Origin of the sequence: Amycolatopsis tucumanensis (assembly GCF_021654135.1) — a bacterium.
Taxonomy (GTDB): domain Bacteria; phylum Actinomycetota; class Actinomycetes; order Mycobacteriales; family Pseudonocardiaceae; genus Amycolatopsis_E; species Amycolatopsis_E tucumanensis.
The window spans coordinates 1-22,828 of the sequence record NZ_JAKGSD010000036.1 but is presented as its reverse complement, the minus strand read 5'-3'; the positions used below and the strand labels follow the sequence as shown (position 1 = coordinate 22,828).

20 protein-coding genes are annotated in these 22,828 nt (G+C 72.5%); 8 read left to right on the top strand and 12 right to left on the bottom strand.

Annotation, left to right across the window (positions count from 1 at the left end):
- Window positions 1-3: 3 nt before the first annotated feature.
- From L2C96_RS29265 to L2C96_RS29215, 11 genes are all read right to left on the bottom strand, one after another.
- Window positions 4-1,065, bottom strand: coding sequence for an MSMEG_0565 family glycosyltransferase (locus L2C96_RS29265; protein WP_237338468.1), 1,062 nt, complete (start codon window positions 1,063-1,065; stop codon window positions 4-6).
- Window positions 1,062-1,895 (bottom strand): carbon-nitrogen hydrolase family protein, encoded by an 834-nt coding sequence (locus tag L2C96_RS29260; protein WP_027929428.1) that lies wholly within the window; start codon window positions 1,893-1,895, stop codon window positions 1,062-1,064. The genes L2C96_RS29265 and L2C96_RS29260 overlap by 4 nt, the downstream gene beginning before the upstream one ends.
- Window positions 1,896-1,899: 4 nt before the next feature.
- The gene (locus L2C96_RS29255; RefSeq protein WP_237338467.1) at window positions 1,900-2,760 is read right to left on the bottom strand and encodes a carbon-nitrogen hydrolase family protein; all 861 of its coding nucleotides are present in this window, start codon (window positions 2,758-2,760) and stop codon (window positions 1,900-1,902) included.
- A complete protein-coding gene (locus tag L2C96_RS29250; RefSeq protein WP_237338466.1) occupies window positions 2,757-4,124 on the bottom strand; it encodes an MSMEG_0567/sll0787 family protein in 1,368 nt (455 codons plus the stop codon). The genes L2C96_RS29255 and L2C96_RS29250 overlap by 4 nt, the downstream gene beginning before the upstream one ends.
- 4 nt (window positions 4,125-4,128) lie before the next feature.
- Window positions 4,129-5,190 carry an MSMEG_0568 family radical SAM protein gene (locus tag L2C96_RS29245; protein WP_237338465.1) on the bottom strand — a complete coding sequence of 354 codons (1,062 nt, stop codon included), beginning with the start codon at window positions 5,188-5,190 and terminating at the stop codon, window positions 4,129-4,131.
- 31 nt (window positions 5,191-5,221) lie between these two features.
- Window positions 5,222-5,734: an MSMEG_0572/Sll0783 family nitrogen starvation response protein gene (locus L2C96_RS29240; RefSeq protein WP_017982569.1), complete on the bottom strand. Its 513-nt coding sequence runs from the start codon at window positions 5,732-5,734 to the stop codon at window positions 5,222-5,224.
- Between the two features lie 41 nt (window positions 5,735-5,775).
- Window positions 5,776-6,594, bottom strand: coding sequence for an amidohydrolase family protein (locus tag L2C96_RS29235; protein WP_237338464.1), 819 nt, complete (start codon window positions 6,592-6,594; stop codon window positions 5,776-5,778).
- Window positions 6,594-7,916, bottom strand: coding sequence for an MSMEG_0569 family flavin-dependent oxidoreductase (locus L2C96_RS29230; RefSeq protein ID WP_237338463.1), 1,323 nt, complete (start codon window positions 7,914-7,916; stop codon window positions 6,594-6,596). Before L2C96_RS29230 ends, L2C96_RS29235 begins: the two co-directional genes overlap by 1 nt.
- A complete protein-coding gene (locus L2C96_RS29225; protein WP_081617552.1) occupies window positions 7,913-8,206 on the bottom strand; it encodes an MSMEG_0570 family nitrogen starvation response protein in 294 nt (97 codons plus the stop codon). Before L2C96_RS29225 ends, L2C96_RS29230 begins: the two co-directional genes overlap by 4 nt.
- A 268-nt stretch (window positions 8,207-8,474) precedes the next feature.
- Window positions 8,475-9,992 (bottom strand): DHA2 family efflux MFS transporter permease subunit, encoded by a 1,518-nt coding sequence (locus L2C96_RS29220; protein WP_237338462.1) that lies wholly within the window; start codon window positions 9,990-9,992, stop codon window positions 8,475-8,477.
- A 93-nt stretch (window positions 9,993-10,085) separates the two neighbouring features.
- Window positions 10,086-11,156 carry a 2,3-butanediol dehydrogenase gene (locus tag L2C96_RS29215; RefSeq protein WP_237338461.1) on the bottom strand — a complete coding sequence of 357 codons (1,071 nt, stop codon included), beginning with the start codon at window positions 11,154-11,156 and terminating at the stop codon, window positions 10,086-10,088.
- A 113-nt stretch (window positions 11,157-11,269) separates the two neighbouring features.
- Here L2C96_RS29215 and L2C96_RS29210 point away from each other — a divergent pair, with 113 nt between their 5' ends.
- The 4 genes from L2C96_RS29210 (at window position 11,270) to L2C96_RS29195 (ending at window position 16,266) form a co-directional block, all read left to right on the top strand.
- The gene (locus tag L2C96_RS29210) at window positions 11,270-11,737 is read left to right on the top strand and encodes a MarR family winged helix-turn-helix transcriptional regulator (protein ID WP_231960884.1); all 468 of its coding nucleotides are present in this window, start codon (window positions 11,270-11,272) and stop codon (window positions 11,735-11,737) included.
- A gap of 55 nt (window positions 11,738-11,792) precedes the next feature.
- The gene (locus tag L2C96_RS29205; RefSeq protein ID WP_237338460.1) at window positions 11,793-14,117 is read left to right on the top strand and encodes a molybdopterin oxidoreductase family protein; all 2,325 of its coding nucleotides are present in this window, start codon (window positions 11,793-11,795) and stop codon (window positions 14,115-14,117) included.
- On the top strand, window positions 14,114-14,596 hold the full coding sequence (locus L2C96_RS29200) for a hypothetical protein (RefSeq protein WP_237338459.1): 483 nt from the start codon (window positions 14,114-14,116) through the stop codon (window positions 14,594-14,596). Before L2C96_RS29205 ends, L2C96_RS29200 begins: the two co-directional genes overlap by 4 nt.
- Window positions 14,597-14,724: 128 nt before the next feature.
- The gene (locus L2C96_RS29195) at window positions 14,725-16,266 is read left to right on the top strand and encodes a DUF11 domain-containing protein (protein WP_237338458.1); all 1,542 of its coding nucleotides are present in this window, start codon (window positions 14,725-14,727) and stop codon (window positions 16,264-16,266) included.
- A 133-nt stretch (window positions 16,267-16,399) separates the two neighbouring features.
- Here L2C96_RS29195 and L2C96_RS29190 read toward each other — a convergent pair whose 3' ends face one another.
- A complete protein-coding gene (locus L2C96_RS29190) occupies window positions 16,400-17,590 on the bottom strand; it encodes a helix-turn-helix domain-containing protein (protein ID WP_237338457.1) in 1,191 nt (396 codons plus the stop codon).
- Between the two features lie 187 nt (window positions 17,591-17,777).
- Here L2C96_RS29190 and L2C96_RS29185 point away from each other — a divergent pair, with 187 nt between their 5' ends.
- The 4 genes from L2C96_RS29185 to lpdA are packed head-to-tail and all read left to right on the top strand — an operon-like array spanning window position 17,778 to window position 22,705.
- Window positions 17,778-18,743, top strand: coding sequence for a thiamine pyrophosphate-dependent dehydrogenase E1 component subunit alpha (locus L2C96_RS29185; protein WP_027929442.1), 966 nt, complete (start codon window positions 17,778-17,780; stop codon window positions 18,741-18,743).
- Window positions 18,744-18,757: 14 nt separating this feature from the next.
- Window positions 18,758-19,789, top strand: a complete 1,032-nt coding sequence (locus tag L2C96_RS29180) for an alpha-ketoacid dehydrogenase subunit beta (protein WP_237338456.1) — start codon at window positions 18,758-18,760, stop codon at window positions 19,787-19,789.
- A 2-nt stretch (window positions 19,790-19,791) separates the two neighbouring features.
- A complete protein-coding gene (locus L2C96_RS29175) occupies window positions 19,792-21,297 on the top strand; it encodes a dihydrolipoamide acetyltransferase family protein (protein ID WP_237338455.1) in 1,506 nt (501 codons plus the stop codon).
- 10 nt (window positions 21,298-21,307) lie between these two features.
- Window positions 21,308-22,705, top strand: coding sequence for a dihydrolipoyl dehydrogenase (gene lpdA, locus L2C96_RS29170; RefSeq protein WP_237338454.1), 1,398 nt, complete (start codon window positions 21,308-21,310; stop codon window positions 22,703-22,705).
- Window positions 22,706-22,828 lie beyond the last annotated feature (123 nt).

The following is a 22,828-nucleotide window of genomic DNA, read 5'->3' as shown; positions in this document are numbered from 1 at the left end:
GCCTCACTCCGCCAGCAGCCCCCGGTACAGCGTCAGGTGCGCCCGCGCCGCGGCGCCCCAGCTGTAGGACGCTGCCAGCTGACGGCCGGCTTCCCGCAGGCGCTCCGGGTCAGCCAGCGCGGCTCGCATCTGGTCGGCCAGCCCGGCGGGGTCGGTGGCGAACCGGGCGGCGCCGTCGAACACTTCGCGCAGCACGGGCAGCTCGCGGGTGACCACCGGAACTCCGGCGGCCAGCGCCTCCATCGCGGCGAGGCCGAAGCCCTCTTTGGTCGAGGGGAAGGCGAACACGTCCGCCGCGGCGACCAGGGACGGCAGCGCGTCGTGCGCGACCGGGCCCAGCACCACCGGCTCCACGCCCAGCTCGGCGGCCCGCTTCTCCCACGCCGTCCGGTAGTCGCGGTAGTCGAACAGGGTCTCGCCGCCCGCGATCACCAGCCGCACGTCCGGGTCGGTCTCGCGCAGCAGCGCGTAGGCCTCCAGCAGGTCCAGCGAACCCTTGCGTGGCTCGATCCCGCCCACCGACAGCACAAACCGGCCCGACCACGCCGGATCCGGCGCGGCACTTGCGAACCGCTCGTAGTCGACGCCGTTCGGGATCACCGTCGCCTCGACGCCCCAGCCCTCGCGCAGCTCCCCGGCCACCGCGGCGGACACGCAGACGTGCGCGTGCGGGCGGCGGATCGCGCGTTCGTGGCAGGCGGCCAGTTCCGGCGTGGTGAAGTGGTCGATGTGGTGCACCGTGCGCACGACCCGCTCGACCGCGTTGGCGCTGATGCAGTCCTGGGCGTGCACGATGTCGTAGCCGCCCGGGTCGAACGCCGCGCGCAGCACCTCGATCGAGCGCAGGATCCGCGGCCCGACGCCCTCGCCCTCGACCTCCGGGAACGGCACGATCCGCACGCTCACCGCCGGGTCGACCGGGCGGAAGAACCCGCTGTCCCCGCCGCGGCCCAGCGACCACACGGTCACCTCCGCGCCCTCGGCGGCCAGCGCCTCGGCCAGTGCCAGCGTGTGCACGACCCCGCCGCGCGGCTTCGTCGAGTAGCTGAGCAGGGCGATCCTCACGTGCGGCTCCAGTAGGCGTCGGGTTTGCGCTCGGCCAGGTGGTGCAGCACCCGCCGGGCGGTGGCGACCTCGCCGGCGACGTCGACCTCGGCGATCGCGATGCCGGCCTTGCTCCAGGTGCGGGCCAGGATGTCGCCGCCCGGCCCGACCACCTTGGCCTGGCCCAGGAAGCGCATCCCGCCCATCGCGCCGGTCTGGTTCGACGAGGCCAGCACCACCTGGTTCTCCGCCGCGCGCGCCTGGTCGTAGAGGTCGAACAACCGAGCCTGCCGGTCCTGCGACATGCGGGGCGCGCGGTTGGTGATGCTGGTCGGCCACGCCGACAGGCAGGCCAGGATCTCGGCGCCGTCGAGGGCGAGGCTGCGCGCCGATTCGGGGAACGTCTTGTCGTAGTCGATGAGCATGCCGAGCCGCCCCACCGGCGAGTCGAACGCGGCGAAGGAGGTGCCTGCCGAGTAGGCGGCGACCTCGCCGGGCGGCTGGTGCACCTTGCGATGCCTGCCGAGCACGCCGTCGCCGGTGACGCACACCGCCGCGTTGTAGCGCTGCTCGCCGTCGGCCTCGCAGTACCCGACGCACACCACCATGTCCGCGGCGAGCGCGGCGATCTTGCGCAGGTGCACATCGTCCGGGGCGAGCGCGGGTGGCAGCGCGCCGGGGTCCGGGTGGCGCAGGTCGGCGAGGTACCCGCCGAGCGCGGCGTCCGGCAGCACCAGCAGCGCCACCCCCGAGGAGCGGGCGTGCTCGATGAGCGTGGCGATGCGCTGCAGGTCGAAGTCGAGGTCGCGGCCGAAGTGCGCGGCCACGGCTCCGATGCGGATGGTCCCCATCGGGTCAGTATCGCGCCGCGGCGAGTTCCTCCTCGCCGCCGGCCAGCGCCGGGTAGGCCGCCGGCCGCCGGTCCCGCAGGTGGCCCATCGACCGGCGCGCGGTCTCCAGCGCCTGCCGCACGTCGAGTTCGGCGACGGCGACGCCTTCGGCGACTCCGGTGCCGGCCAGGATCTCGCCGCCCGGGTCGACGACCTTGGCGCTGGCGACGAACCGCAGGTCGCCGAACACGCCGGACTGGTTGGCCGACAGCCACACGATCTGGTTCTCCAGCGCTCGCGCCTGGTCGAACAGGTCGAAGCGGCGTTTCCACCGGTCCTGTGCGAGGTCCGCGGCGGGGTTGGTGCGGCTGCCCGGCCACGCCGAGACGCACACGCCGATCTCCGCGCCGTCCAGGGCGAGGCTGCGCGCGGATTCGGGGAACGCCTTGTCGTAACAGATGAGCATGCCCAGCCGCCCGACCGGCGTGTCGAACGCCGCGAACCCGTCGCCGGCGCGGTAGGTGGCGTCCTCCGACAGCGGTTGGTGCACTTTGCGGTGGTTGCCCAGCACGCCGTCACCGGTGACGCAGACGACGCTGTTGTAGAGCCGTCCTTCGGCGTGTTCGCAGTAGCCCGCGGTCACCACCATGTCCCCGGCGAGCGCGGCCAGCCGCTTGATCTCCGGGCCGTCGACGTCCAGGGGTGGTGGCCCGTCGGCTCCGCCGTCGAGGTTGGCCAGGTAGCCGCCGAGGCAGGCCTCGGGCAGGGCGAGCAGGCCGACGCCGTCCGCGCGGGCGGTGGCGATCAGGGCGGCGATGCGGTCGAAATCGCCCTCCAGGTCGCGGTCGAAGGGCGCCGCGACCGCGGCCATCCGCAGGGTGCTCATGAGGTCCCCAATCCGGTCACCCCGGCCGCGATGGCCTGGGTCTGTTCTCCGTCCGGCCAGCGCAGCGCGACACCGGGCCCGGCCACCAGCTCACCGCACCCGGCGCTCACCGCCGGTCCGGCGTCCAGCTCTGCCGGCCCGGTGGTGAGCATCGCGAAGCCGGGGAAGCAGGTGAGCCAGTCGCCGGCGCTGGTGCCGCGGGGCCGCGGCACGGCGGCCACGTCGAGGACAGCGCCGCAGCCGCTGGCCTCGGCGAGCATGCCGAGCGTTCCGGCGATGCCCGCCATCGACACGTCCTTGGCCGCCGCGGGCCGTGCCCGGGCGACGGCGCTCAGCATGGCGCGCAGTTCCGGTGTGCGGCGGGCGGTCGTGGAATCCCACTGGCGTCCGGCGTATCCGGGCCGCCACCGTCCGCCGAGGTCGGCGGTGAGCCGCACCTGCTGGCCGGGCCGTCCACCACCGCCGGGCACCGGGAAGTCCGTCCGCCCCAAGGCGGTCACGGCGAGCGAGGCGGGCACCCCGAGTTGCGTGTGCCCGCCGAGCACGGGCACACCGTAGGCCTGGCTCGCCCGGCGCAGCCCGCCGAGCACGCGGCTGGCGAACGACGCGTCCCGCGCGCCGAGCGCGTCCAGCAGCCCGGCCGGTTCGGCGCCCATCGCGGCGAGGTCGTTGACGTTGACCAGCACCGAGCACCAGCCGGCCCAGTCCGGGTCGCGCTCCACCATGGACGGCAGGATCGCGTCGCACGCCGCCACCACGTCGCTGCCCGGCACCGGAACCCCGTCGTCGCCGACGAAACCGGGCACGCCGGTCAGCCCGGACAGCAGCGGCCCGAGGTCGCTCTTGGTCGCCCGGGCCAGCGCGGCGATGCGGCCGATCGGGTACCGCATCAGCACGTGCGGCGTCCCGGCGACCGTCACCGGGCGCACCCGATCCCAGCCCAGCCGGGTGAACAGACTCTCGTTGCGGGCCTGCACGGTGGCTTCGAACCGCAGCACCCCGGCGTTCTCGGCGTGGGCGCACGCGGCTCGCACCAGTGCCGGGCCGACCCGGCCCCGGCACGCGGGGTGCACCACGAGCCGCCCGCCGAGCCACCAGCCGATGTCCTCGGCGGTGGCCGGGCCGAGCCGGACACCGCCGATGACCGTGCCCTCCCGGTCGCGGGCGACGAGGACGACGGTGCGCGGGTCGTCGTCACGGTCGTCGAGGTCGTGCCCCTCGAACAACCCTTGCTCGTGCACGAACACCTCGGTGCGCAGGGCGCGGTAGGCGCGCACCGCGGCCGCGTCGGCCGGTTCGACGTGGAAGGCGGGACGGCGGGCCAGTGTCGCCGAGTCGCCCAGCAGGGCCAGCACGTCGGGCATCACGTCAGGCACCCGCCGCGCTCAGCACGCCACACGCCCCGCAGGCCGCGCACCCGGCTTCCTGGTCCGCGCCGCGCATGTCCGCCTCCCGCAACAACTTCGCGACCCGCTCGCTCACGTCACGCACCAGCGACGCGGGCGGGCCGGGCACGCCGTCTCGCCGCGCGAGGGTGCCGGCCATCGGCCGCATCGGCACCACGAACGGGTACACGCCCCGCTCGATCAGCCGCGCCGCGCCGTCGACCAGTTCGTCCGGGTCCTCGCCGAGGCCGATCAGCAGGTACGTGGAGACCTTGTTGCGGCCGAACACCCGCACCGCCTCGTCCCACGCGGCCTCGTACTCGGCCAGCGGCACCGAGCCCTTGCCCGGCATCCACCGTCGCCGGACCTCGTCGTCCAGCGACTCCACGTGGATGCCGATCGAGGTCGCGCCCGCCGCGCGCAGGTCGGCGATCACCGACAGCTCGCCGGGCGGTTCGATCTGCACCTGCACCGGCAGGCCCGGCACCGCGTCAAGCACCGCCTTGACGCAGCGGACGAGGTGCCGGGCGCCGCGGTCCGGGCCCGCCGTGGTGCCGGTGGTCATCACCATCTGCCGCACCCCGTCGAGCCGGACCGCGGCCTCGGCGACCTCGGCCAGCTGCGCCGGTGTCTTCGCCGCGACGGTGTCCCCGGCCTTGAGCGATTCCTCGATGGTGCAGAACCGGCACCGCTGGTCCTCGGCGTAGCGGATGCACGTCTGCACGACGGTCGTGGCGAGCACGTCCCGCCCGTGCAGCAGCGCGATCTTGCGGTACGGCACGCCGTCCGCGGTGGTCAGGTCGTAGAACTTCGGGCGGGACACCGGTTCCACGGTGAGCCCGAGGTCGATCCGTCCCTTGTAGACACGGCCGTCGCGCAGGGTGTAGGGGCTGTCCGGGTTCAGCGGCAGCGCCGCGTTCGCACCGTCGACGACGAGGTGCCCGTCGTCGCTCGGGCCGGCGCCCTTGCTGCGCCGCACGGGCGCGTCCCAGCGCACCCCGTGCACCGCGAGGTCGGTCCGGGCGTCCAGGTTGTCGGTCTTCACGCGCACTGCCTCCTCTTCCGTCAGCCCGGGGTCACCACATGTAGGTCGAGTTAATGATCGCCCCCTTGCGCGCGTAGTGGATGAGCGCGTCCTGCACGTCCAGCGGGTGCGTCGGGATGACGCCCTCGATCAGGTCCTCCTCCCGCAGCCCGTGCAGGGACAGGCCGAAGCGGCAGCAGTAGACCTTGCCGCCCTCCTTGATGAACGTCTTGAGCTGGTCGTTGATGTTGTGCTCGCCGGGGAAGGCGGAGTTGCCGGTGGTCGGGAATCCGCGGGTGGCCATGGCGTTCATGGAGCCGGGCCCGTAGAAGTAGATGGCGGATTCGAAGCCCTTGCGCAGCGCGCGGGTGGCCTGCAGGATCGCCACGAAACTCACCGACGACTCGTGCGCGATGCCGTGCACGAGCGTGAAGTACGACTGGCCGGGCTCGGCCTGGTAGTCCGGGAACACCTTGGTGCCGCCGTAGATGCTGGAGCCCTCCGGCAGCGACGGGTGCGGGATCTCGTTGAGGCTCTGCTGCTCGGTCTCGGTCAGCTCGGACACGATGAATCTCCTTGTTGTTGCTGGGTTGCCACGGGTGCGGATCACCCGTAGAGCTTGTCGAAGGTGCCGCGGAAGACCAGGTCCGCGAGTTCGCCGTCACCGGCCGCGGCGGCCAGCCGGGCGTACTCGCCGGCTTGGTCGCCCCACGGCTCGTCGCTGGCGAAGAGGATCCGGTCGCCGCCGATGCCGCGGCGGTCGACCTCGGCGGCCAGCCAGCGCGGCGCGAAGCCGATCGCCCAGGACAGGTCGGTGTAGACCTGTTTGCCCGCCGCGATCCAGTCGAAGAACCGGCTACCCACGAGCTTGATGTGGCCGCTCATGCCGCCGCCGAAGTGCACCAGGTGCACCTTGACGTCGTCGCCGTAGTGCTCGACCAGCGTGCCGACCTCGTCGATGTCGGACGCCGCGCCGGGGGAGGTGTGCACGTGGACGACCAGGTCGTGCTCGCGAGCGGCGGCGAAGATCCGGTCCAGGCCGGGGCGGCAGGCCGGGTCGGTGGGGCGGCCGCCGAGCAGGAAGCTCAGCTTCAGCGCCCGGACACCCGGCTCGGCGGCCAGGCTCAGGGCCTTCGCCGTGCGGTCGGCGTCGCGGTCCAGCGGGGACACCCACAGCCCGGCGCGGATCCGGTCGTCCCGCTGGGCCGCTTCGACGCAGAGTTCGTTGAAGGAAAAGGCGATTTCCGGGTCGGGCACCCCGTAGTTGGGGATGACCAGCGCGCGCTCGGTGCCTTCGGCGTCGAGGTCGGCGATCAGCTCGTCGATGGTGGCGCGGGCGCGCAGGTCCGGGTGCACGGCGGGTCCACCGTAGAACGGGTAGGCGGGCAGCACGCCGAGGTGGCGGTGCGCGTCGTTGACGGGCATCAGGCCACCGTCCGGGGCGCGGTCCAGTACTCGTCGGCCGGGTAGGTGCTCTCCGGGGTGCCCGCGATCCAGTGCAGCCCGTCGGTGCGGCGGCTGGTGGAGGCGATGTGCGCGGCCAGGTACTCCGCGTCGTCGGCGACGCCGCAGAACCGGCCGGAACCCCACGTGTGCTGCCACGGCAGGCCGATGAAGTACAGGCCGGGGCAGCTGGTGACGCCGCGCTCGTGGGTGGGGTAGCCGCGGCCGTCGAACACCGGCACCTCGATCCAGCGGTGGTCGCGGCCGAATCCGGTGCTCCACACGACGGAGGTGATTCCGCTGGTGTGGAGGTCCAGTTCGGACGGTTCGGTGTCCGGCTGCCACACCGGGACGTACCGGTCCTCGTGGGGCGCGTCGATGGCGTGGGCGGTGATCCAGGTGTCGATGGAGTCCTTGATGCCTTCGGAGACGGCGTCGGCGGCGTCGAGGTTGTGGCTCAGGTCCTGGGCGAAGGTCAGCCGCCCGCCGTTGATTCCGGTGAGCCGGCCGTAGAGTCGCATGCCGTCGCGGGCGAAGGCGCGCAGGTCGATGTCGCGTCCGCCGTCGCGGCCGGTGACGTAGTGGTTGGCGCGGAAGCGGACGGCGTCGGCGTCGGCGAACTCGTCGATGCCGCGCCGGTAGTAGCCCATGTCGTCCAGCCAGGCCACGACGTCGCGGCCCCGGTAGCGGCGGGCCACGCGCGGCGCGCTGCCCACGGCCAGGTGCACGCGGCGGCCGGCCAGGTGCAGGTCTTCGGCGATCTGGCAGCCGGACTGGCCGGTGCCGACGACGAGCACCTCACCCGGCGGTAGTTGTTCGGGGTTGCGGTAGTCCGCGGAGTGCACCTGCACCACGTCCGAGGGCAGCCGTTCGGCCATCCGCGGGAGCAGCGGCACCTGGTAGGGGCCGGTGGCGAGCACGACGTGGTCGGCGGTGAGCTCACCCTCCGATGTGGACACTGTGGACACCTGGAACCCGCGTCCGGTGCGGCGCAGCCGGGTCGCCTCGATCCCTTCGATGAGCGGGAAGTCGAAGGCGTCCCGGTAGGCGCGCAGGTAGGCGACGATCTCGTCGCGCACCATGAACCCGTCGGGATCGTCGCCGGGGTAGGGGAACCCGGGCAGGCGGCACTGCCAGTTCGGGGTGACCAGGCAGAACGAGTCCCAGCGGCGGTCGGCCCACTCGTGGCCCGCGGTGTCGCGCTCCAGCACGACGTGGTCGATGCCGCGGGCGGACAGGCAGTGGCTCATTGACAGCCCGGCCTGGCCGCCGCCGACCACGACGACCGTGTGGTGGCCGTTCATCGCTCGAACCCCTCGACCACGACCCGGCCGTCCTCGAACGACTTCGCGCGGGCCTCGATGTCGGCCAGCTGGGCCGCGGCCTGCGCGCAGCCGAACCCGTAGATGCGGCGCACGCGCTCCGAGGCCTGGTTCAGCGCGGTGCGGCTGCGGTCGACGAACTCGGCGACCGGGTAGCTGTCCCCGGGGACGAAGAACTCCTCCACGACCGTGGAGGGCGAGTAGCATTGCTGAACGGAGGCGTCGGGCCAACGAACGCGAAAGACAATCTCCGGCACGGGTTTCCTCCCCATCTGCGGCGATGGGAGTAGTTCACCGGCCCGCGATGTCGGGGGCGTTGCATCCGGAACACCGGCTCGTTTCGGAACCAGGCTTTTGTTGCCAACGGGTTTCGCAGGTGGCGGATGCCGTTGTGCCGGGGGGTGAGTCCTGTCTGGCGTGGGGGAGCGAGTAGGCCTGGGGTGCCGAGTCCGGAATGGCTGGCCGCCTGGGTGCGGGGGAGCGGCGGTCACGGACCACGCCGGGCCAAGCCGATGGTGGGCAGCGGCGAACGGGGGCGGTTCAGGCGCCGGGCGCCATCGGGCTTGCGCTCACGCTTCGGCGGGGGTGGCGGGGCAGCAGGAGCGCGGGGACGATCAGCGCCGCGGTCATGCCGAACGCCACCCAGAACGCGAAACCGAACGACTCGGCCAGGATCGGGGCCACCGTCGCCCTCACGGCGGGCGGCATCGAGGTGATCTGGTTCGCCCCGGCGCCGACCGCTGGGATGCCGCGCGCGGTGAGTTCGCTGGTGAGGTGCTGGGTCAGCGCGGTCACGAGCAGCGCGCTGCCCAGCGACGCCCCGATCTGCTGGATCGCCGACAGCGTCGGCGCGGCACGGGACACGGCGCGCGGGTCGAGCTGCGCGTACGCGGCGGCGAACGTCGGCATCATCACCGAACCCAGCCCCAGGCCGCGCACGAACAGCACCGCGCTCAGCCACCCGTACGAGGTGCCGGTCCCGAGCATGCCCAGCGGCGCGGTCCCGAGCAGCGCGAGCACGATGCCCACCGGCACGACGAAGCCCGCCCCGACCCGGTCGGTCAGCCTGCCGGCGAGCGGCATCGCCACCATCGCGCCGAGTCCCTGCGGGGCGAGCAGCAGGCCCGCGGCCAGGGCGCCTTCACCCCGCACGGTCTGGTAGTACAGCGGCAGCAGGAGCAGGCCGCCGAACAGCGCGACGGCCACGAGGAAGATCGTCACCGTGCCGGCGGTGAAGTACCGGTCGGTGAACAGCCGCACGTCGATCAGCGAGGCGGGCCCCCGGGCAAGGCTGTGCCACGTGTACAGCGCGAGTCCGGCGCCACCGGCGATGAGCCAGGCGAGCACGCTCCAGTGCCCGAAACCGCCCTGGGAGCTGGCCCGCGACAGGCCGTAGAGCAGCACGACGAGGCTCCCGGACAGCAGGACGAGACCGCGCACGTCGATCCGGCCGGGGTGCTCCGCCTCGCCGCCCCCGGGCAGCTTCCACACGGCCAGCGCGACCGCGCACGCGGCCACCGGCACATTGACGAGGAAGATCCAGTGCCAGCTGGTGTACTCGACCAGCAGGCCGCCGAGCACCGGGCCGAAGACCGGCCCGAGCAGCATCGGCACCCCGAGGATCGCCATCGCCCGCCCCAGCCGCGCCGGCCCGGCGGCCCGCGTGATGATCGTCTGCCCGCCCGGCAGGAGCATACCGCCACCGAGACCCTGCACGACGCGGAACGCGATCAGGCTCTCGATCGACCAGGCGCTCGCGCACAGGGCCGAACCCGCGGCGAACAACACCACCGACAAGATCCACACCGGTTTGGTCCCGAACCGGTCCACGGCCCACCCGGTGAGCGGGATGACCAGCCCCACCGCCAGCAGGTACCCGGTCACGATCCACTGGGCCGTGGACAGGCTCGCGCCGAGCTGGCGGCTCACGGTCCCCAGCGCGACGTTGACGATCGTGGTGTCGAACACGACCATGATGAGCCCGCACACGACCACGAGCCCGGTGACGACGACCTCGCGATCGAGCTTCTCCGCACGCGCGGTGGTGGAGGGATCCATGACGGCTCCCGCATGCTGGTCCGGACGGTCCGCGACGAAGCTCCAAGCTACGCCCGCACCGGCCCGCGTGCGAAGCGGTTTCCGCCCGCTACATCAGGCGAGCTGCTCCCGGGGTGAGACGAGGATCTTGACGTTGTCCTCCTTGTTGTCGATCAGCTCCCGGAACCCGCCGTCGACCAGGTCGTCGAGCGTGATCCGGCCGGTGATGAACTGCGACGCGTCGACCTTGCCCTCGCGCAGCAGCGCGATGGTGCCTGCGTGGTCGCCGCAGTAGGCCAGCGAGCCGACCAGGTTGATCTCGCTCATCACCAGGTCGTTGACCGCCACCCGCGGCACGTGGCCCCAGATCGCGACGTTGACCACGGTCCCGCCGGGGCGCACCGACGAGATCGCCGACGCCAGGACCGCGTCGATGCCGGCGCATTCGAACGCCACGTCGGCCCCCGCACCGTCGGTCAGGTCCCGGATCGCCTCGGTCGCGTCGTCGGTCGTGGGGTCGATGACGACGTCCGCGCCCGCGGGTCCGGCCTTCGCCTTGCGGGCGGCGGCCGGTTCCACCACGATCACCCGGCCGGCGCCGCGGGCCTTGAGCGCGGCGGCGGTGACGAGACCGATCGGGCCCGCGCCGTACACGGCCGCGGTGCCGCCCTCGGGGATCCCGGACAGCCGCACCGCGTGGTAGCCCACCGCCAGTGGTTCGACCAGGGCGCCGATGTCGGTGGGCAGGTCGCCGAGCTGGTGGATCCAGCGCTGGTCGACCACGCACCGTTCGGCGAAGCCCCCTTCGTTGCCGGACAGGCCGATGAAGCCGAGGTTCCGGCAGATGTTGTAGCGCCCGGCCTGGCAGGCGGCGCACTTGCCGCACACGTGGTAGGGCTCGACGGCCACGCGGTCGCCTTCGGCGATGCCGGTGACGCCCGGCCCGACCGCGGACACCACGCCCGCGAACTCGTGGCCCATCACCACGGGCAGCCCGACCCCGGTGAGCGGGTGCGGTGAGCCGGCCGGCGGGATGAAGATCGGGCCCTCCAGGTATTCGTGCAGGTCGGTGCCGCAGATGCCGCACCAGTCGACCGAGACCTCCACCTGTCCTGGCCCCACCCGCGGGTCGGGCACCTCGTCGATCCGGATGTCGCCGGGACCGTGGAACCGTGCGGCTTTCATGGGACCTCCTCGTCGCCGAACCGTGTGGTCGAGGGTGACGTGGCGGCGACGGCGCGGCCAGGGTTGCAACGAGTTGCACCGCCCGCCGGGGAAACGTCCCGTACGGTGATTGCGTGACGCAAACGAACGCGGTGACGACGGAGACGGACGCCGCCCTCGCCGTGCTGCGGTCGATGGTCGGCATCGCTGACGCGACGGTCGAGCGGGGGACCGCGGGGCTGACCCTGACGCAGTTCCGGGCACTGCGCGTGGTCGCCGAGCGCACCCCGGTCACGATGCGGCGGGTGGCCGTCGAGCTGGGCCTGAACCCGTCCTCGGTGACCCGCGCCTGTGACCGCCTGGAGGCGGCCAAGCTGCTGCAACGCGCCGCGAACCCGTTGAACAAGCGGGAGATCCTGCTCGCGCCGACGGCACGTGGACGCCGGTTGGTCGACCGCGTCGACCACGACCGCAGGTCCGTCCTGGCCGACGTGCTCGACCGGATGGAACCCCGGGCGCGGGAGCAGTTGGCGCGCGTGTTCGGCGCGTTCGCCGACGCCGCCGAGGCCGCCCTCCACCCCGGCGCCGACACCGCCCGGTGATTGCGCTGCGCAACCAAGGTGGTTTTCCCGCCGGGGGAGCGGGTACCCGGGCCGGGTGCGACGAGACGCGATCGCCGATCCGTGGGGCGCCCGCACGCCCTACGGACCGGGACAGTCCTGGCCCGTGCGGGTCGATTCCCAGCTCGCCGACGGCCTGACCGAGGACGACGTCGACCGGTGGGTCCCGACGGCGGCGGTCCTGCACTCCAACGGCGACGGCCTCGAACTGGCCGTCAAGGACGGCCGCCTCGTCGGCGTCCGCGGCCGCGCCGAAGACCGGGTCAACCGCGGCCGCGTCGACCCGAAGGACCTCTACGGCTGGCAGGCCAACGCCTCGCCGGACCGGCTCACCACCCCGCTGGTCCGCCGGGACGGGCGGCTCGTCGAGGCGAGCTGGGACGAGGCGATGGGCCTGGTCGCCGACCGCAGCCGCGCCCTGCTGGACGAGCGCGGCCCCAGCTCGATCGGCTTCTACACCAGCGGCCAGCTCTTCTGCGAGGAGTACTACACGCTCGCCGCGATCGCGCACGGCGCCATCGGCACCAACCACCTCGACGGCAACACCCGCCTGTGCACCGCGACCGCGGCCGCCGCGCTCAAGGAGACCTTCGGCTGCGACGGTCAGCCCGGCTCCTACACCGACGTCGACCACGCCGACGTCATCGCCCTCTACGGCCACAACGTCGCCGAGACGCAGAGCGTGCTGTGGAGCCGGATGCTCGACCGGCTCGCCGGCCCGAACCCGCCGTCGCTGTTGTGCGTCGACCCGCGGGACACCCCGGTCGCGCGGGCGGCCACCGTGCACCTGGCGCCCCTGCCGGGCACGAACCTGGCCCTGATGAACGCGTTGCTGCACGAGATCATCGCCCGCGACTGGGTCGACCACGACTACCTGGACCGGTGCTCCGTGGGCTTCGACCAGCTCGCCGCGCTCGTCGCGGACTACCCGCCCGAACGCGCGGCCGAGATCTGCCGAGTCCCGGCCGCGCGCATCCGGGAGGCCGCGGCTCTGCTGGGCGGCGCACAGCGGCTGCTGTCCACCGTGCTGCAGGGCTTCTACCAGTCCCACCAGGCCACCGCCGCGGCCGTGCAGGTGAACAACATCAACCTGGTCCGCGGCATGCTCGGCCGCCCCGGGTGCGGGGTCCTGCAGATGAACGGGCAGCCCACGGCCGAGAACACCCGCGAATGCGGCGCCGACGGCGACCTCACCGGGTTCCGCAACTGGGCCAACGACGCGCACGTCGCCGAACTGGCGGACCTGTGGAACCTCGAGGTGAAGCAGATCCCGCACTACGCCCCGCCGACGCACGCGATGCAGATCTTCCGCTACGCCGAGAACGGCAGCCTGCGCCTGCTGTGGGTGTCGGCCACCAACCCCGCGGTGTCGCTGCCCGACCTCGCGCGCATCCGGTCCATCCTGTCCCAGGACCGGTTGTTCCTCGTGGTCCAGGACGTCTTCCTGACCGAGACCGCCGAGCTGGCCGACGTGGTGCTGCCCGCGGCGATGTGGGGCGAGAAGACGGGCGTGTTCACCAACGCCGACCGCACCGTGCACCTGTCGGAGAAGGCCGTCGACCCGCCCGGGCAGGCGCGGCCGGACCTGGACATCTTCCTCGACTACGCCCGGCGCATGGACTTCCGCGACCGCGACGGGCAGCCGTTCCCGTCCTGGCACGACGCGGAGACGGCGTTCGAGGCGTGGAAGCGGGCCAGCGCCGGACGGCCGTGCGACTACAGCGGGCTCAGCTACGGCAAGCTGCGTCAGCGCGCGATCCAGTGGCCGTGCGACGCCGAACACCCCGACGGCACCGAACGGCTCTACGCCGACGGGAAGTTCTTCGCCCAGCCCGGCTACTGCGAGGACTACGGGCGCGACCTGGTCACCGGCGCGCCCGCCGACCAGAACGAGTACCGCGCGTTCAACCCGGACGGCAAGGCCATGCTCAAGGCGGCGGAGTACGTGCCGCCGCACGAGATGCCGTCCGCGGAGCACCCGTTCGCGTTGATCACCGGGCGGACGATCTACCAGTTCCACACCCGCACCAAGACCGGCCGGGTGCCGCAACTGCGGGACGCGGCTCCCGAGGTGTGGCTCGAGATGTCCGAACAGGACGCGAAGGCGCACGATCTGTCCGAAGGGGACCTCGCCGAGATCACCACACCACGCGGCGCCGTCCGCGCCCGGGTGCGGATCCGCGGCGTCCGCGACGGGGTGCTGTTCCTGCCGTTCCACTACGGGTACTGGGACACCGGCGACCAGTCCGGACGGCACCGGGCGGCCAACGAGCTCACGATCACCGACTGGGACCCGGTGTCCAAGCAGCCGCTGTTCAAGACCGCGGCGGCCGCGATCCGGCGCGCGGAGGGGGCCCGATGAAGATCGCCCTCGCCCTGCGGGAACTGCACCGCGCCGAGAAGGCGCTGGTGCGTGACCTGCTCAAGGTGTCCGACCGGCACCACGCCGAGCCCGAGATCCACCACGTGGCCCGCGATCTGGCCCGCTGGTCCCGCGACCACGTCCGGGCGCTGGCCGACGCCGGCCGCCCCTACGGCCTGGACCTGGGCGCCGAGGTCGCCGAGCGGTCGGGCCCGCTGGCGCCGGTGCGCACCGCGGTGAGCGAGATGCTGAGCACGCGGCCCGAGCCGGGGGTGCTGTTGCTGGCCGACCTGCGCCGGTTGCACCGCGCATGCGCCGGGGTGTCGCTGGACTGGGAACTGCTGGCGCAGGGAGCGCAGGCCATCAAGGACGACGACCTGCAGGCCGTGGCGAGCCGCTGCCACCCGCACACGCTGCGCCAGCTGAAGTGGACCAACGCGATGCTCAAGCAGCTGTCCCCGCAGGTGCTGGCCGGTTGAGCCGCCAGAGCTAGCCGGCTATTGCCCCGGCGCGGGGGTCCCCCGGGCTGACTACCCGCGTCAGATCTCGCCGTGGGATTCCGTCTCCATTGGTCACCGACCGGTGACATCGACTGATGGAGAAACGGATGTCGCAGGAATCAAACACGCTGAGGCGTGCCGTCGCCCGTGTCGGCGGTGCGCTGTCGGCCGCTGGGCTGGCGGCACTGACCATGGTTGGTGGCGCGTCCCCGGCTTCGGCCGCGGATGCGCCGGTCGGCTGTGGCTACGGCACCGGCGGGCCCAGTGCTTCCACCCTGTGCTGGCTCGACATGAGCGCCTACAACGACACCCAGGCCAGCTCCGCCGCGGGCCAGAACATGAAAGTCACCCTGCCCGGCGGCTACACGATGACGTTCAACATCGTGAACCGGCCCGCGGGCGGCCCGGCGGTGCCGGTGGCCGCCTTCGCCGTGCCAACCAACGGCACGGCGTCGGCTATGGGCAACAGGGTCTACAAGAACATCCCGGGCAAGCCCGCGCTGTACACCAGGGTCAGCGGCGCCAACACGCTGACCCTGCGCGACATCGTGGTCACGGACTCGGGCGGCGCGCGCGTGAGTGGTTACGCGCTGGTGGGCGCCGACGCCGAGAACACCGGGGCCGAAAGCATCACCTGGAATTCGAACCAGCCGATCAACCAGGTCGCCTCGGTTCCCGGAACGCAGGGCTGCCAGGCAAGCACCGCCACCGGTTTCGGCACCAACACCGTGACCTGCACGGGCACCGGGGGAGCCAACACGACCTGGGGCACGCTCGTGGTCAACTCGGTCGGCGCGACCACCTTCTCCCAGACCCTGCGGTCGAACGCGGGCATCGAGGCCGTCGCGTTCGCGGTGCAGACCTCGAAGCTGACGCTGAACAAGCAGGTCACCGACCGGCGCCAGGCGAACGACTCGTTCGACATCTCGGTGACCTCGCCGGAGGGCACGACCGTGGGCACGGCCGGCACCGGGTTGTCGAACACCGCCACCACCGGCGCGCTGACCGTCCTGCCGCGCGCGGCCGGCCAGGGCTACACGCTCGGCGAGACCGGCCCGGTCGGCAACTACGACCAGTCCTGGGCCTGCACCAACGCCACCGCGGGCAGCGCGACTCCGCTCCCGTCGGGCACCGGCACCAGCGTGCAGGTCTCCCCGCAGCCGGGTGACGACATCTCCTGCACCCTGACCAACACCGGGCAGAAGACGGACCTGAGCCTCGCCAAGGAGGGCCCGGCGACCGCCGCGCCCGGCGACCTCGTCACCTACCGGTTGATCGTCACCAACCACGGCCCCGGGAACTCGACCGGATACACCGTCAGCGACCGGCTGCCCGCCGGCCTGACCGGCATCACCACGACCACCCCGGGCTGCACCGTCAGTGGCCTGGACCTCACCTGCACCGGCGGTGAACTCGCCGCGGGTGACAGTGCGGTGATCGAGGTTTCCGGCATCGCCGACGGCAGCGTGAAGACGCTCTACAACACCGCGGTCGTCACGTCCAACGAGATCGACACCGACCCGACCAACGACACCTCCAACGAGGTCACGACCGATGTGGTGCCGATGGTGTCGCTGGCCGTCGCCGGTGGTGTACTCGCACTCGGCGGTGGCGGCTACGCCCTCAAGCGGCGCCGCAGCAACGCCTGACCGGAGCGATCAGCAAGGCGGGCGGCTCACATCCGGTGAGCCGCCCGCCATCCGCCCCACGCCGCGCCGGCTGAAGTGGACCGACCTGATGCTGAAGCAGCTGTCGCCGCAGGTGCTGGCCGGCTGAGCCGCGCTAGTCGCGGATGACGACGTCCACGGCGTCCCGGAACCGGTACGGGCGGTGGTCGAGCAGGTCGGGGAGTCGCTTGCGCAGCCGGGACAGCTCGGCGCGGACGGTGACGGTGCGGGAGGGGTCGCCGAACAGGCGGGCCGCGAGTTCGGTGGCGGTGAGCCCGGCCTGGTGGCGTGCGAGTTCGAGCAGGATGTCCCAGTGGCGCGGGGACAGGCGGTGCGTCCAGCTGCCCGTCTCACCCTCCACGACGAGGCTGGGACGACCGCCGGAGCCCGGGTCGAGCACGACCCGTGCGACGGCCGGGCGTTCGTCGTCCACCGGCCGGACGAGGACGCCGTCGGGCAGGAGCTCGACAGTGCAGTGTCCCAGCGCGGGCAGCCAGATCCGGTCGGTGTTCAGGGTGCGGGGGAGCGGGACGCGGTCGACCGGCGGCAGCCCTTTGGCGGCGGCGACCCAGCCGGACCGGTCCAGCACCAAAGCCGGTCCGGCGACCTTTGGCAGCAGCGGCGCGGCCGTGGCGCGGAGCCGGTCGAGGGCGCAGCGGTGGTCTTCCCGCAGGCTCGCTTCGGCCAGGCCCGCGAGCGCGGTGACGAGCGCGAGGATCGCGGGGTGCGCGGTCGAGACCGGTCCGCTGATGTCGACCGCGCCGAGCAGCGTGCCGTCCCGGGGGTCGCGGATCGGCGCGGCCGCGCAGGACCATTCGTGGTGGTTGCGCGCGTAGTGCTCGGTCGAGTGCACCTGGATCGGGCGCCGCTCGACGAGCGCGGTGCCGATGGCGTTGGTACCGACGGTGTTCTCCGCCCAGCAGGCGCCGTCCACGAAACCCAGCCGGTCGGCCCGCCGGGCCACGCCCGGATGCCCTTCGCGCCACAGGACCAGCCCGTCGGCGTCCACGATCACCACGATGTGCCCGGTGTCCCCGGCGAGCGGCACCAGCCCGTCCCGCAGCGTCCGCACCGCCTTCCTGGTCAGGCCGCAGCCGGCGCGGCGCTCCTCCAGGTCGCCGGGGGACACGGGATCCACGGCGGCCCGGTCCGGATCGACACCCTGGCGGCTGACGCGAAGCCAGGACTGCGAGATGACCGGGCGGGGCGCGGTGCCCGGCCGGCCCCCGGCCAGGACGAGGTCCTGTGCCCGGGCCACGTTCCGCGCGTACTGCCGCGGGTCGGCGGTGAACGGGTGGTGGCGCATGGCTCCCTGCCGGTCGCGTCGGTGATCCCAGCTCCGAGCAGGGAACCGCGCCGGCGGCCCGGGCGGCAAGGGTTGCAGGGGGTTGCACGTCCCGTTCCCGCACCGCAACCCCCTGCAACGCTGGTCCCGCGGCCGCGGGCGCTCCTACGGTCGGCGTTCACACCGACCCGACCAGCTGAGGAGCGCCATGTCCCTGAACAGGCAGGCACTGTTGCGTGCCTATCGGAGGATGTCCGAGATCCGCGCGTTCGAAGACCGCCTCCACGAGGAGAACGCCACCGGCGACATCCCGGGGTTCATCCACCTCTACTCCGGTCAGGAGGCCATCGCGGTCGGCGTCTGCGAGAACCTCGCCCCGACCGACTACATCGGATCGACCCACCGCGGGCACGGTCACTGCATCGCGAAGGGCTGCGACATCGACGGCATGATGGCGGAGATCTTCGGCAAGGACGCCGGACTGTGCCACGGCAAGGGCGGATCGATGCACATCGCCGACCTCTCCGTCGGCATGCTGGGGGCCAACGCGATCGTCGGCGGCGCGCCCTCGCTCGCGATCGGAGCCGCGCTCAGCGCCAAGACGCTCGGCAACGGCGGGGTGGCCGCCTCGTTCACCGGCGACGGCGGGTCCAACCAGGGCACGGTGTTCGAGGCCATGAACATGGCCGTCGTCCTGAAGCTCCCGATCGTCTTCGTCATCGAGAACAACGGCTACGGCGAGGCCACCGGCACCGACTACGCGGTGGGCGCTCCCGACATCGCGGCGCGCGCGGCGTCCTTCGGCATGCCCGCGGTCACCGTGGACGGCACGGACTTCTTCGCCGTGCACGACGCGGCGCGGGAGGCCGTCGAACGGGCGCGCACCGGTGGCGGCCCGACGACCATCGAGGCGCAGGCGCACCGGTGGTTCGGCCACTTCGAGGGGGACGCGCAGCTGTACCGGACGCCCGAGCAGGTCGCGGAGCTGCGCGCCACCCAGGACCCGCTGCGGATCTTCCGCAGCCGGGTGGACGCCAGGAAGGTGAAGGCGGCCGAGTTCGACGCGATCGACGAGGAGTCGCGCGCCCGCGTCGACGCGGCGGTGGCGAAGGCCCGCGCGGCCGCGTACCCGCCGGCGGAGAACCTGCTGACCGACGTCTACGTCTCGTACTGAGAAAGGGAAATCCCATGGCCACGTCGAAGAAGACGTACCGCGAGGCGATCAAGGACGCTCTCGCCCAGGAGATGGCGCGCGACGCCACGGTGGTGCAGATCGGCGAGGACCTCCGCGGCGGCCAGGCCGGCACCAACCCCGACCTGGAGACCAAGAAGATCGAGGCGTTCGGCGGCGTGCTGGGCGTCACCAAGGGCCTGTGGACCGAGTTCGGGTCCGACCGGGTGATCGACACCCCGATCACCGAGTCGGCCATTATCGGGATGGCGGCAGGGGCCGCGCTCACCGGGCTGCGCCCGGTCGCCGAGCTGATGTTCATGGACTTCTTCGGGGTCTGTTACGACGCGCTCTACAACCAGGCCGCGAAGTTCCGGTACATGTTCGGCGGCAAGGCCCGCACCCCGATGGTGGTGCGCGGCATGATCGGCGCCGGCTTCTCCGCCGCCGCCCAGCACTCGCAGTCCCCGTACAACGTGTTCGCCGCGGTACCGGGCCTGAAGGTGGTCGCGCCGTCCAACGCCTACGACGCCAAGGGGTTGCTGATCCAGGCGATCCGGGACGACGACCCGGTCGTGTTCTGCGAGCACAAGACGCTCTACGACCAGAAGGCCGAGGTGCCCGACGAGGCCTACACCCTCCCGTTCGGCGTCGCCAACTACACCCGCGAAGGTGACGACGTCACCGTGATCGCCTTGTCGGCCATGGTGAACCGGGCCAACGAAGCCGCCGACAAGCTCGCCGCCGAAGGCATCTCCGTCGAGGTGGTCGACCCGCGCACGGTGTCCCCGCTGGACGAGGAAGGCGTGCTGGAATCGGTGGCCTCCACCGGACGGGTCGTGATCGTCGACGAATCCGCCGCCCGCTGCGGTTTCGGGCACGACCTCGCAGCGTTGATCTCGACCAAGGCGTTCGGGTCGCTGCGCGCGCCCATCGAGCTGGTCACCCCGCCGCACACGCCGGTGCCGTTCTCGCCGGCGCTGGAGCAGGCGTGGCTGCCGAGCGCGGCGCGGATCGAAGCCGCTGTTCGCAAGACGCTGGCGGTCTGATCATGAGCGACATCAAGCTGATCGAGATTCCGAAGTGGGGCCTGTCCATGGAGGAAGGCACCGTGACCGCGTGGCGGCTGGCGGAGGGGGCCGGCTTCCGCAAGGGCGACCTGCTGTGCGAGGTCGAGACGAGCAAGATCACCAACGAGATGGAGGCGCCGTTCGACGGCGTGCTCCGGCGCGTCCTCGCGCGGCCCGGCCAGACTCTGCCGGTCGGCGCGCCGATCGCGGTGTCGGCTCCGGAGAGCGTGAGTGACGACGAGATCGAGCGTTTCCTCGCCCGGCACGGGACCGGCGCGCAGGGGGACACCGCGCCGGTCGCGGCCAACGGTGACGGTGCGAGCCTCGCCGATCCGGTGCCGGCGCGTCCCGCCGCCCCGGAACCGGGCCCGGCGGGGGACACGGTCGTGCCGCCGGAGTTGCGGGGACGGACCGGCGAGGACGTCTTCGCCACCCCCCACGCCCGCCGCCTCGGCCGGGAGCTGGGGATCGACCTGGCGAAGGTGCCGGGCAGCGGCCGCGATGGCCGGATCTCGGTCGCCGACGTCCACGCCGCGGTCGGCGCGGCCGGTGGACGGGTCGCGCCCGCACCCGCACCGCCCCGCCCCACCGTGCCGGGACGCTCCAGCCAGGACGACAGCGCGGTGCCCGCCACCCCGGTGGCCCGCCGTCTGGCCGCGCGGCTGGGCATCAACCTGTACGACTGCCGCGCCACCGGCTCCCGCGGCCGGGTGTGCGAGGCGGATGTGCGGGAGGCCGAGCGCAGGTTCGGCCTGACAGCCGCGCCCGAGGTTCCCGCGGCTCCCGCCGAGAGCGGCGCGCAGGTCGAAACCGTGCCGTTGTCGCCGATGCGCAAGGAGATCGGGCGGCGCCTGCAGGCCTCGAAGCAGACCGCGCCGCACTTCCGGGTGAGCGTCGACCTGGAGATCGACGAGCTGCTGGCGTTGCGCAAGCGGATCAACGCGACCGTGCCGAAGGTGAAGCTGTCGGTCAACGACTTCCTGATCAAGGCCTGCGCGGCGGCGCTGCGGCGGGTGCCCGACGTCAACGTGCAGTTCGACGAGAGCGCGCAGGCGGTGCTCCGGCACTCCGCGGCCGACATCTCGGTCGCCGTCGCGCTCCCCGGCGGCCTGGTCACCCCGATCGTCCGGGCGGCGGAGGGCAAATCGCTCGCCGAGATCTCGGCCGAGGTGCACAGCCTGGTCACCAAGGCCAAGACCGGCAGGCTGCGGCCCGAGGAGTTCCAGGGCGGCACCTTCACGATCTCCAACCTGGGCATGTACGGGGTGACGGAGTTCGACGCGATCATCAACCCGCCGCAGGGCGCGATCCTCGCCGTCGGCGCCGGACGGCCGTGCCCGGTCGTCGCAGGCGGGGAGGTGGTCGTGCGCACGCTGCTGACCGCGACGTTGTCCTGCGACCACCGCGTGATCGACGGCGCGCTGGGCGCGGAGTTCCTGCGGGAGCTCAAGCGTCTCGTCGAGTCGCCCGCCCTGATGCTCGTCTAGGAGGACTGCCATGAGCGAGAAGTACGACGTCCTCGTCGTCGGCAGTGGCCCGGGCGGTTACGTCGCCGCGATCCGCGCGGCCCAGCTCGGGCTGCGCACCGCGGTAGTCGAGCGCGACCGGCTCGGCGGGATCTGCCTGAACTGGGGGTGTATCCCGACCAAGGCGATGTTGCACGGGGCGGACGTCGCGCACACCCTGGCCAACCTCGAGCCGCTCGGGTTCCGCGCCGCCGGGGTCACCTTCGACATGGCCGGGCTGGTGAAGTTCAGCCGCTCGGTGTCGGAACGCTTGTCGAACGGGATCGGCTACCTGCTGAAGAAGAACGGTGTGGAGGTGATCACGGGAACGGCCCGCCTGGCGGGCCGGGGCGAGATCGACGTCGCCGCGGACGGTGCGCGCACCCGCTACCGGGCGGACCACACGATCCTCGCGACCGGAGCCCGGCCGCGCTCGATCCCCGGCGTGGCGCCCGACGGCGAGCGCGTCTGGACCTACTTCCAGGCGCTGACGCCGCCGTCACTGCCGGAGTCGCTGCTGGTCGTCGGATCCGGTGCGATCGGCGTGGAGTTCGCCAGCCTCTACCGCGACCTGGGGACCGCGGTGACGCTCGTCGAGGCGATGCCGCGCATCATGCCGGCCGAGGACGCCACGGTCGCCGAGCACGTCCGCAAGCGGTTCACGGACCGCGGCATCACTGTCCACCAGGGAGCGTCGGTGTCCGGTGTGGACGCCGGGATCGACGCGGTCACCACGACCCTGACCCTGTCCGACGGGTCGGCGGAGAAGATCACCACCGAACGGGTCCTGGTCGCCGCGGGCATCCAGGGCAACGTCGAGGACCTCGGGCTCGAGGAGGCCGGGGTCGAGGTCGAGCGCGGGTTCGTCCGCACCGACGAGTGGTGCCGGACCACCGCGTTCGGCGTCTACGCGATCGGTGACGTCGCGGGCGCGCCGTGCCTGGCCCACAAGGCCAGTCACGAAGGCGTGCTGTGCGTCGAGAAGCTGGCCGGCGTCGAGCACGTCCGGCCACTCGACCGGCGGCGCGTGCCGGCCTGCACCTACGCGCGGCCGCAGGTCGCGCACCTGGGCCTGACCGAGGAGCAGGCGCGCGCCACCGGGCGGCGCCTGCGGGTCGGCAGGTTCGACTACACCGCCTCGGGCAAGGCGCTGGCGATCGGCGAGGGCGACGGGTTCGTCAAGACCGTGTTCGACGCCGACACCGGTGAACTGCTCGGCGCGCACATGGTGGGCCCGGAGGTGACCGAGCAGATCCAGGGGTTCGGGATCGCCCAGTCCCTCGAGGCGACCACGGAGGACCTCGCCGAAGTCGTGTTCGCCCACCCGACGCTCTCCGAAGCGATGCACGAATCGGTCCTGGCCGCTCTGGGGCGCTCGCTCAACAGCTGACCAGCCCGGTTCTCCTGCCGCGCCGCGACCCGGCTCCGGCGCGGCAGGAGAACCGCCACGTCCCGGAGGTGACTGTTGTGCCTGAAGGTCGGAAGCTGCTGCGGCTCGAGGTCCGCAACAGTG

Bases quoted from the DNA above. Each gene is read 5' to 3' on its own strand.
- L2C96_RS29175 (WP_237338455.1), top strand. From the start codon at position 19,792: ATGAGCGACATCAAGCTGATCGAGATTCCGAAGTGGGGCCTGTCCATG.
- L2C96_RS29190 (WP_237338457.1), bottom strand. From the start codon at position 17,590: ATGCGCCACCACCCGTTCACCGCCGACCCGCGGCAGTACGCGCGGAAC.
- L2C96_RS29255 (WP_237338467.1), bottom strand. From the start codon at position 2,760: ATGAGCACCCTGCGGATGGCCGCGGTCGCGGCGCCCTTCGACCGCGAC.
- L2C96_RS29235 (WP_237338464.1), bottom strand. From the start codon at position 6,594: ATGCCCGTCAACGACGCGCACCGCCACCTCGGCGTGCTGCCCGCCTAC.
- L2C96_RS29180 (WP_237338456.1), top strand. From the start codon at position 18,758: ATGGCCACGTCGAAGAAGACGTACCGCGAGGCGATCAAGGACGCTCTC.
- L2C96_RS29230 (WP_237338463.1), bottom strand. From the start codon at position 7,916: ATGAACGGCCACCACACGGTCGTCGTGGTCGGCGGCGGCCAGGCCGGG.
- L2C96_RS29225 (WP_081617552.1), bottom strand. From the start codon at position 8,206: ATGGGGAGGAAACCCGTGCCGGAGATTGTCTTTCGCGTTCGTTGGCCC.
- lpdA (WP_237338454.1), top strand. From the start codon at position 21,308: ATGAGCGAGAAGTACGACGTCCTCGTCGTCGGCAGTGGCCCGGGCGGT.
- L2C96_RS29220 (WP_237338462.1), bottom strand. From the start codon at position 9,992: ATGGATCCCTCCACCACCGCGCGTGCGGAGAAGCTCGATCGCGAGGTC.
- L2C96_RS29215 (WP_237338461.1), bottom strand. From the start codon at position 11,156: ATGAAAGCCGCACGGTTCCACGGTCCCGGCGACATCCGGATCGACGAG.
- L2C96_RS29200 (WP_237338459.1), top strand. From the start codon at position 14,114: ATGAAGATCGCCCTCGCCCTGCGGGAACTGCACCGCGCCGAGAAGGCG.
- L2C96_RS29195 (WP_237338458.1), top strand. From the start codon at position 14,725: ATGTCGCAGGAATCAAACACGCTGAGGCGTGCCGTCGCCCGTGTCGGC.
- L2C96_RS29260 (WP_027929428.1), bottom strand. From the start codon at position 1,895: ATGGGGACCATCCGCATCGGAGCCGTGGCCGCGCACTTCGGCCGCGAC.
- L2C96_RS29250 (WP_237338466.1), bottom strand. From the start codon at position 4,124: ATGCCCGACGTGCTGGCCCTGCTGGGCGACTCGGCGACACTGGCCCGC.
- L2C96_RS29185 (WP_027929442.1), top strand. From the start codon at position 17,778: ATGTCCCTGAACAGGCAGGCACTGTTGCGTGCCTATCGGAGGATGTCC.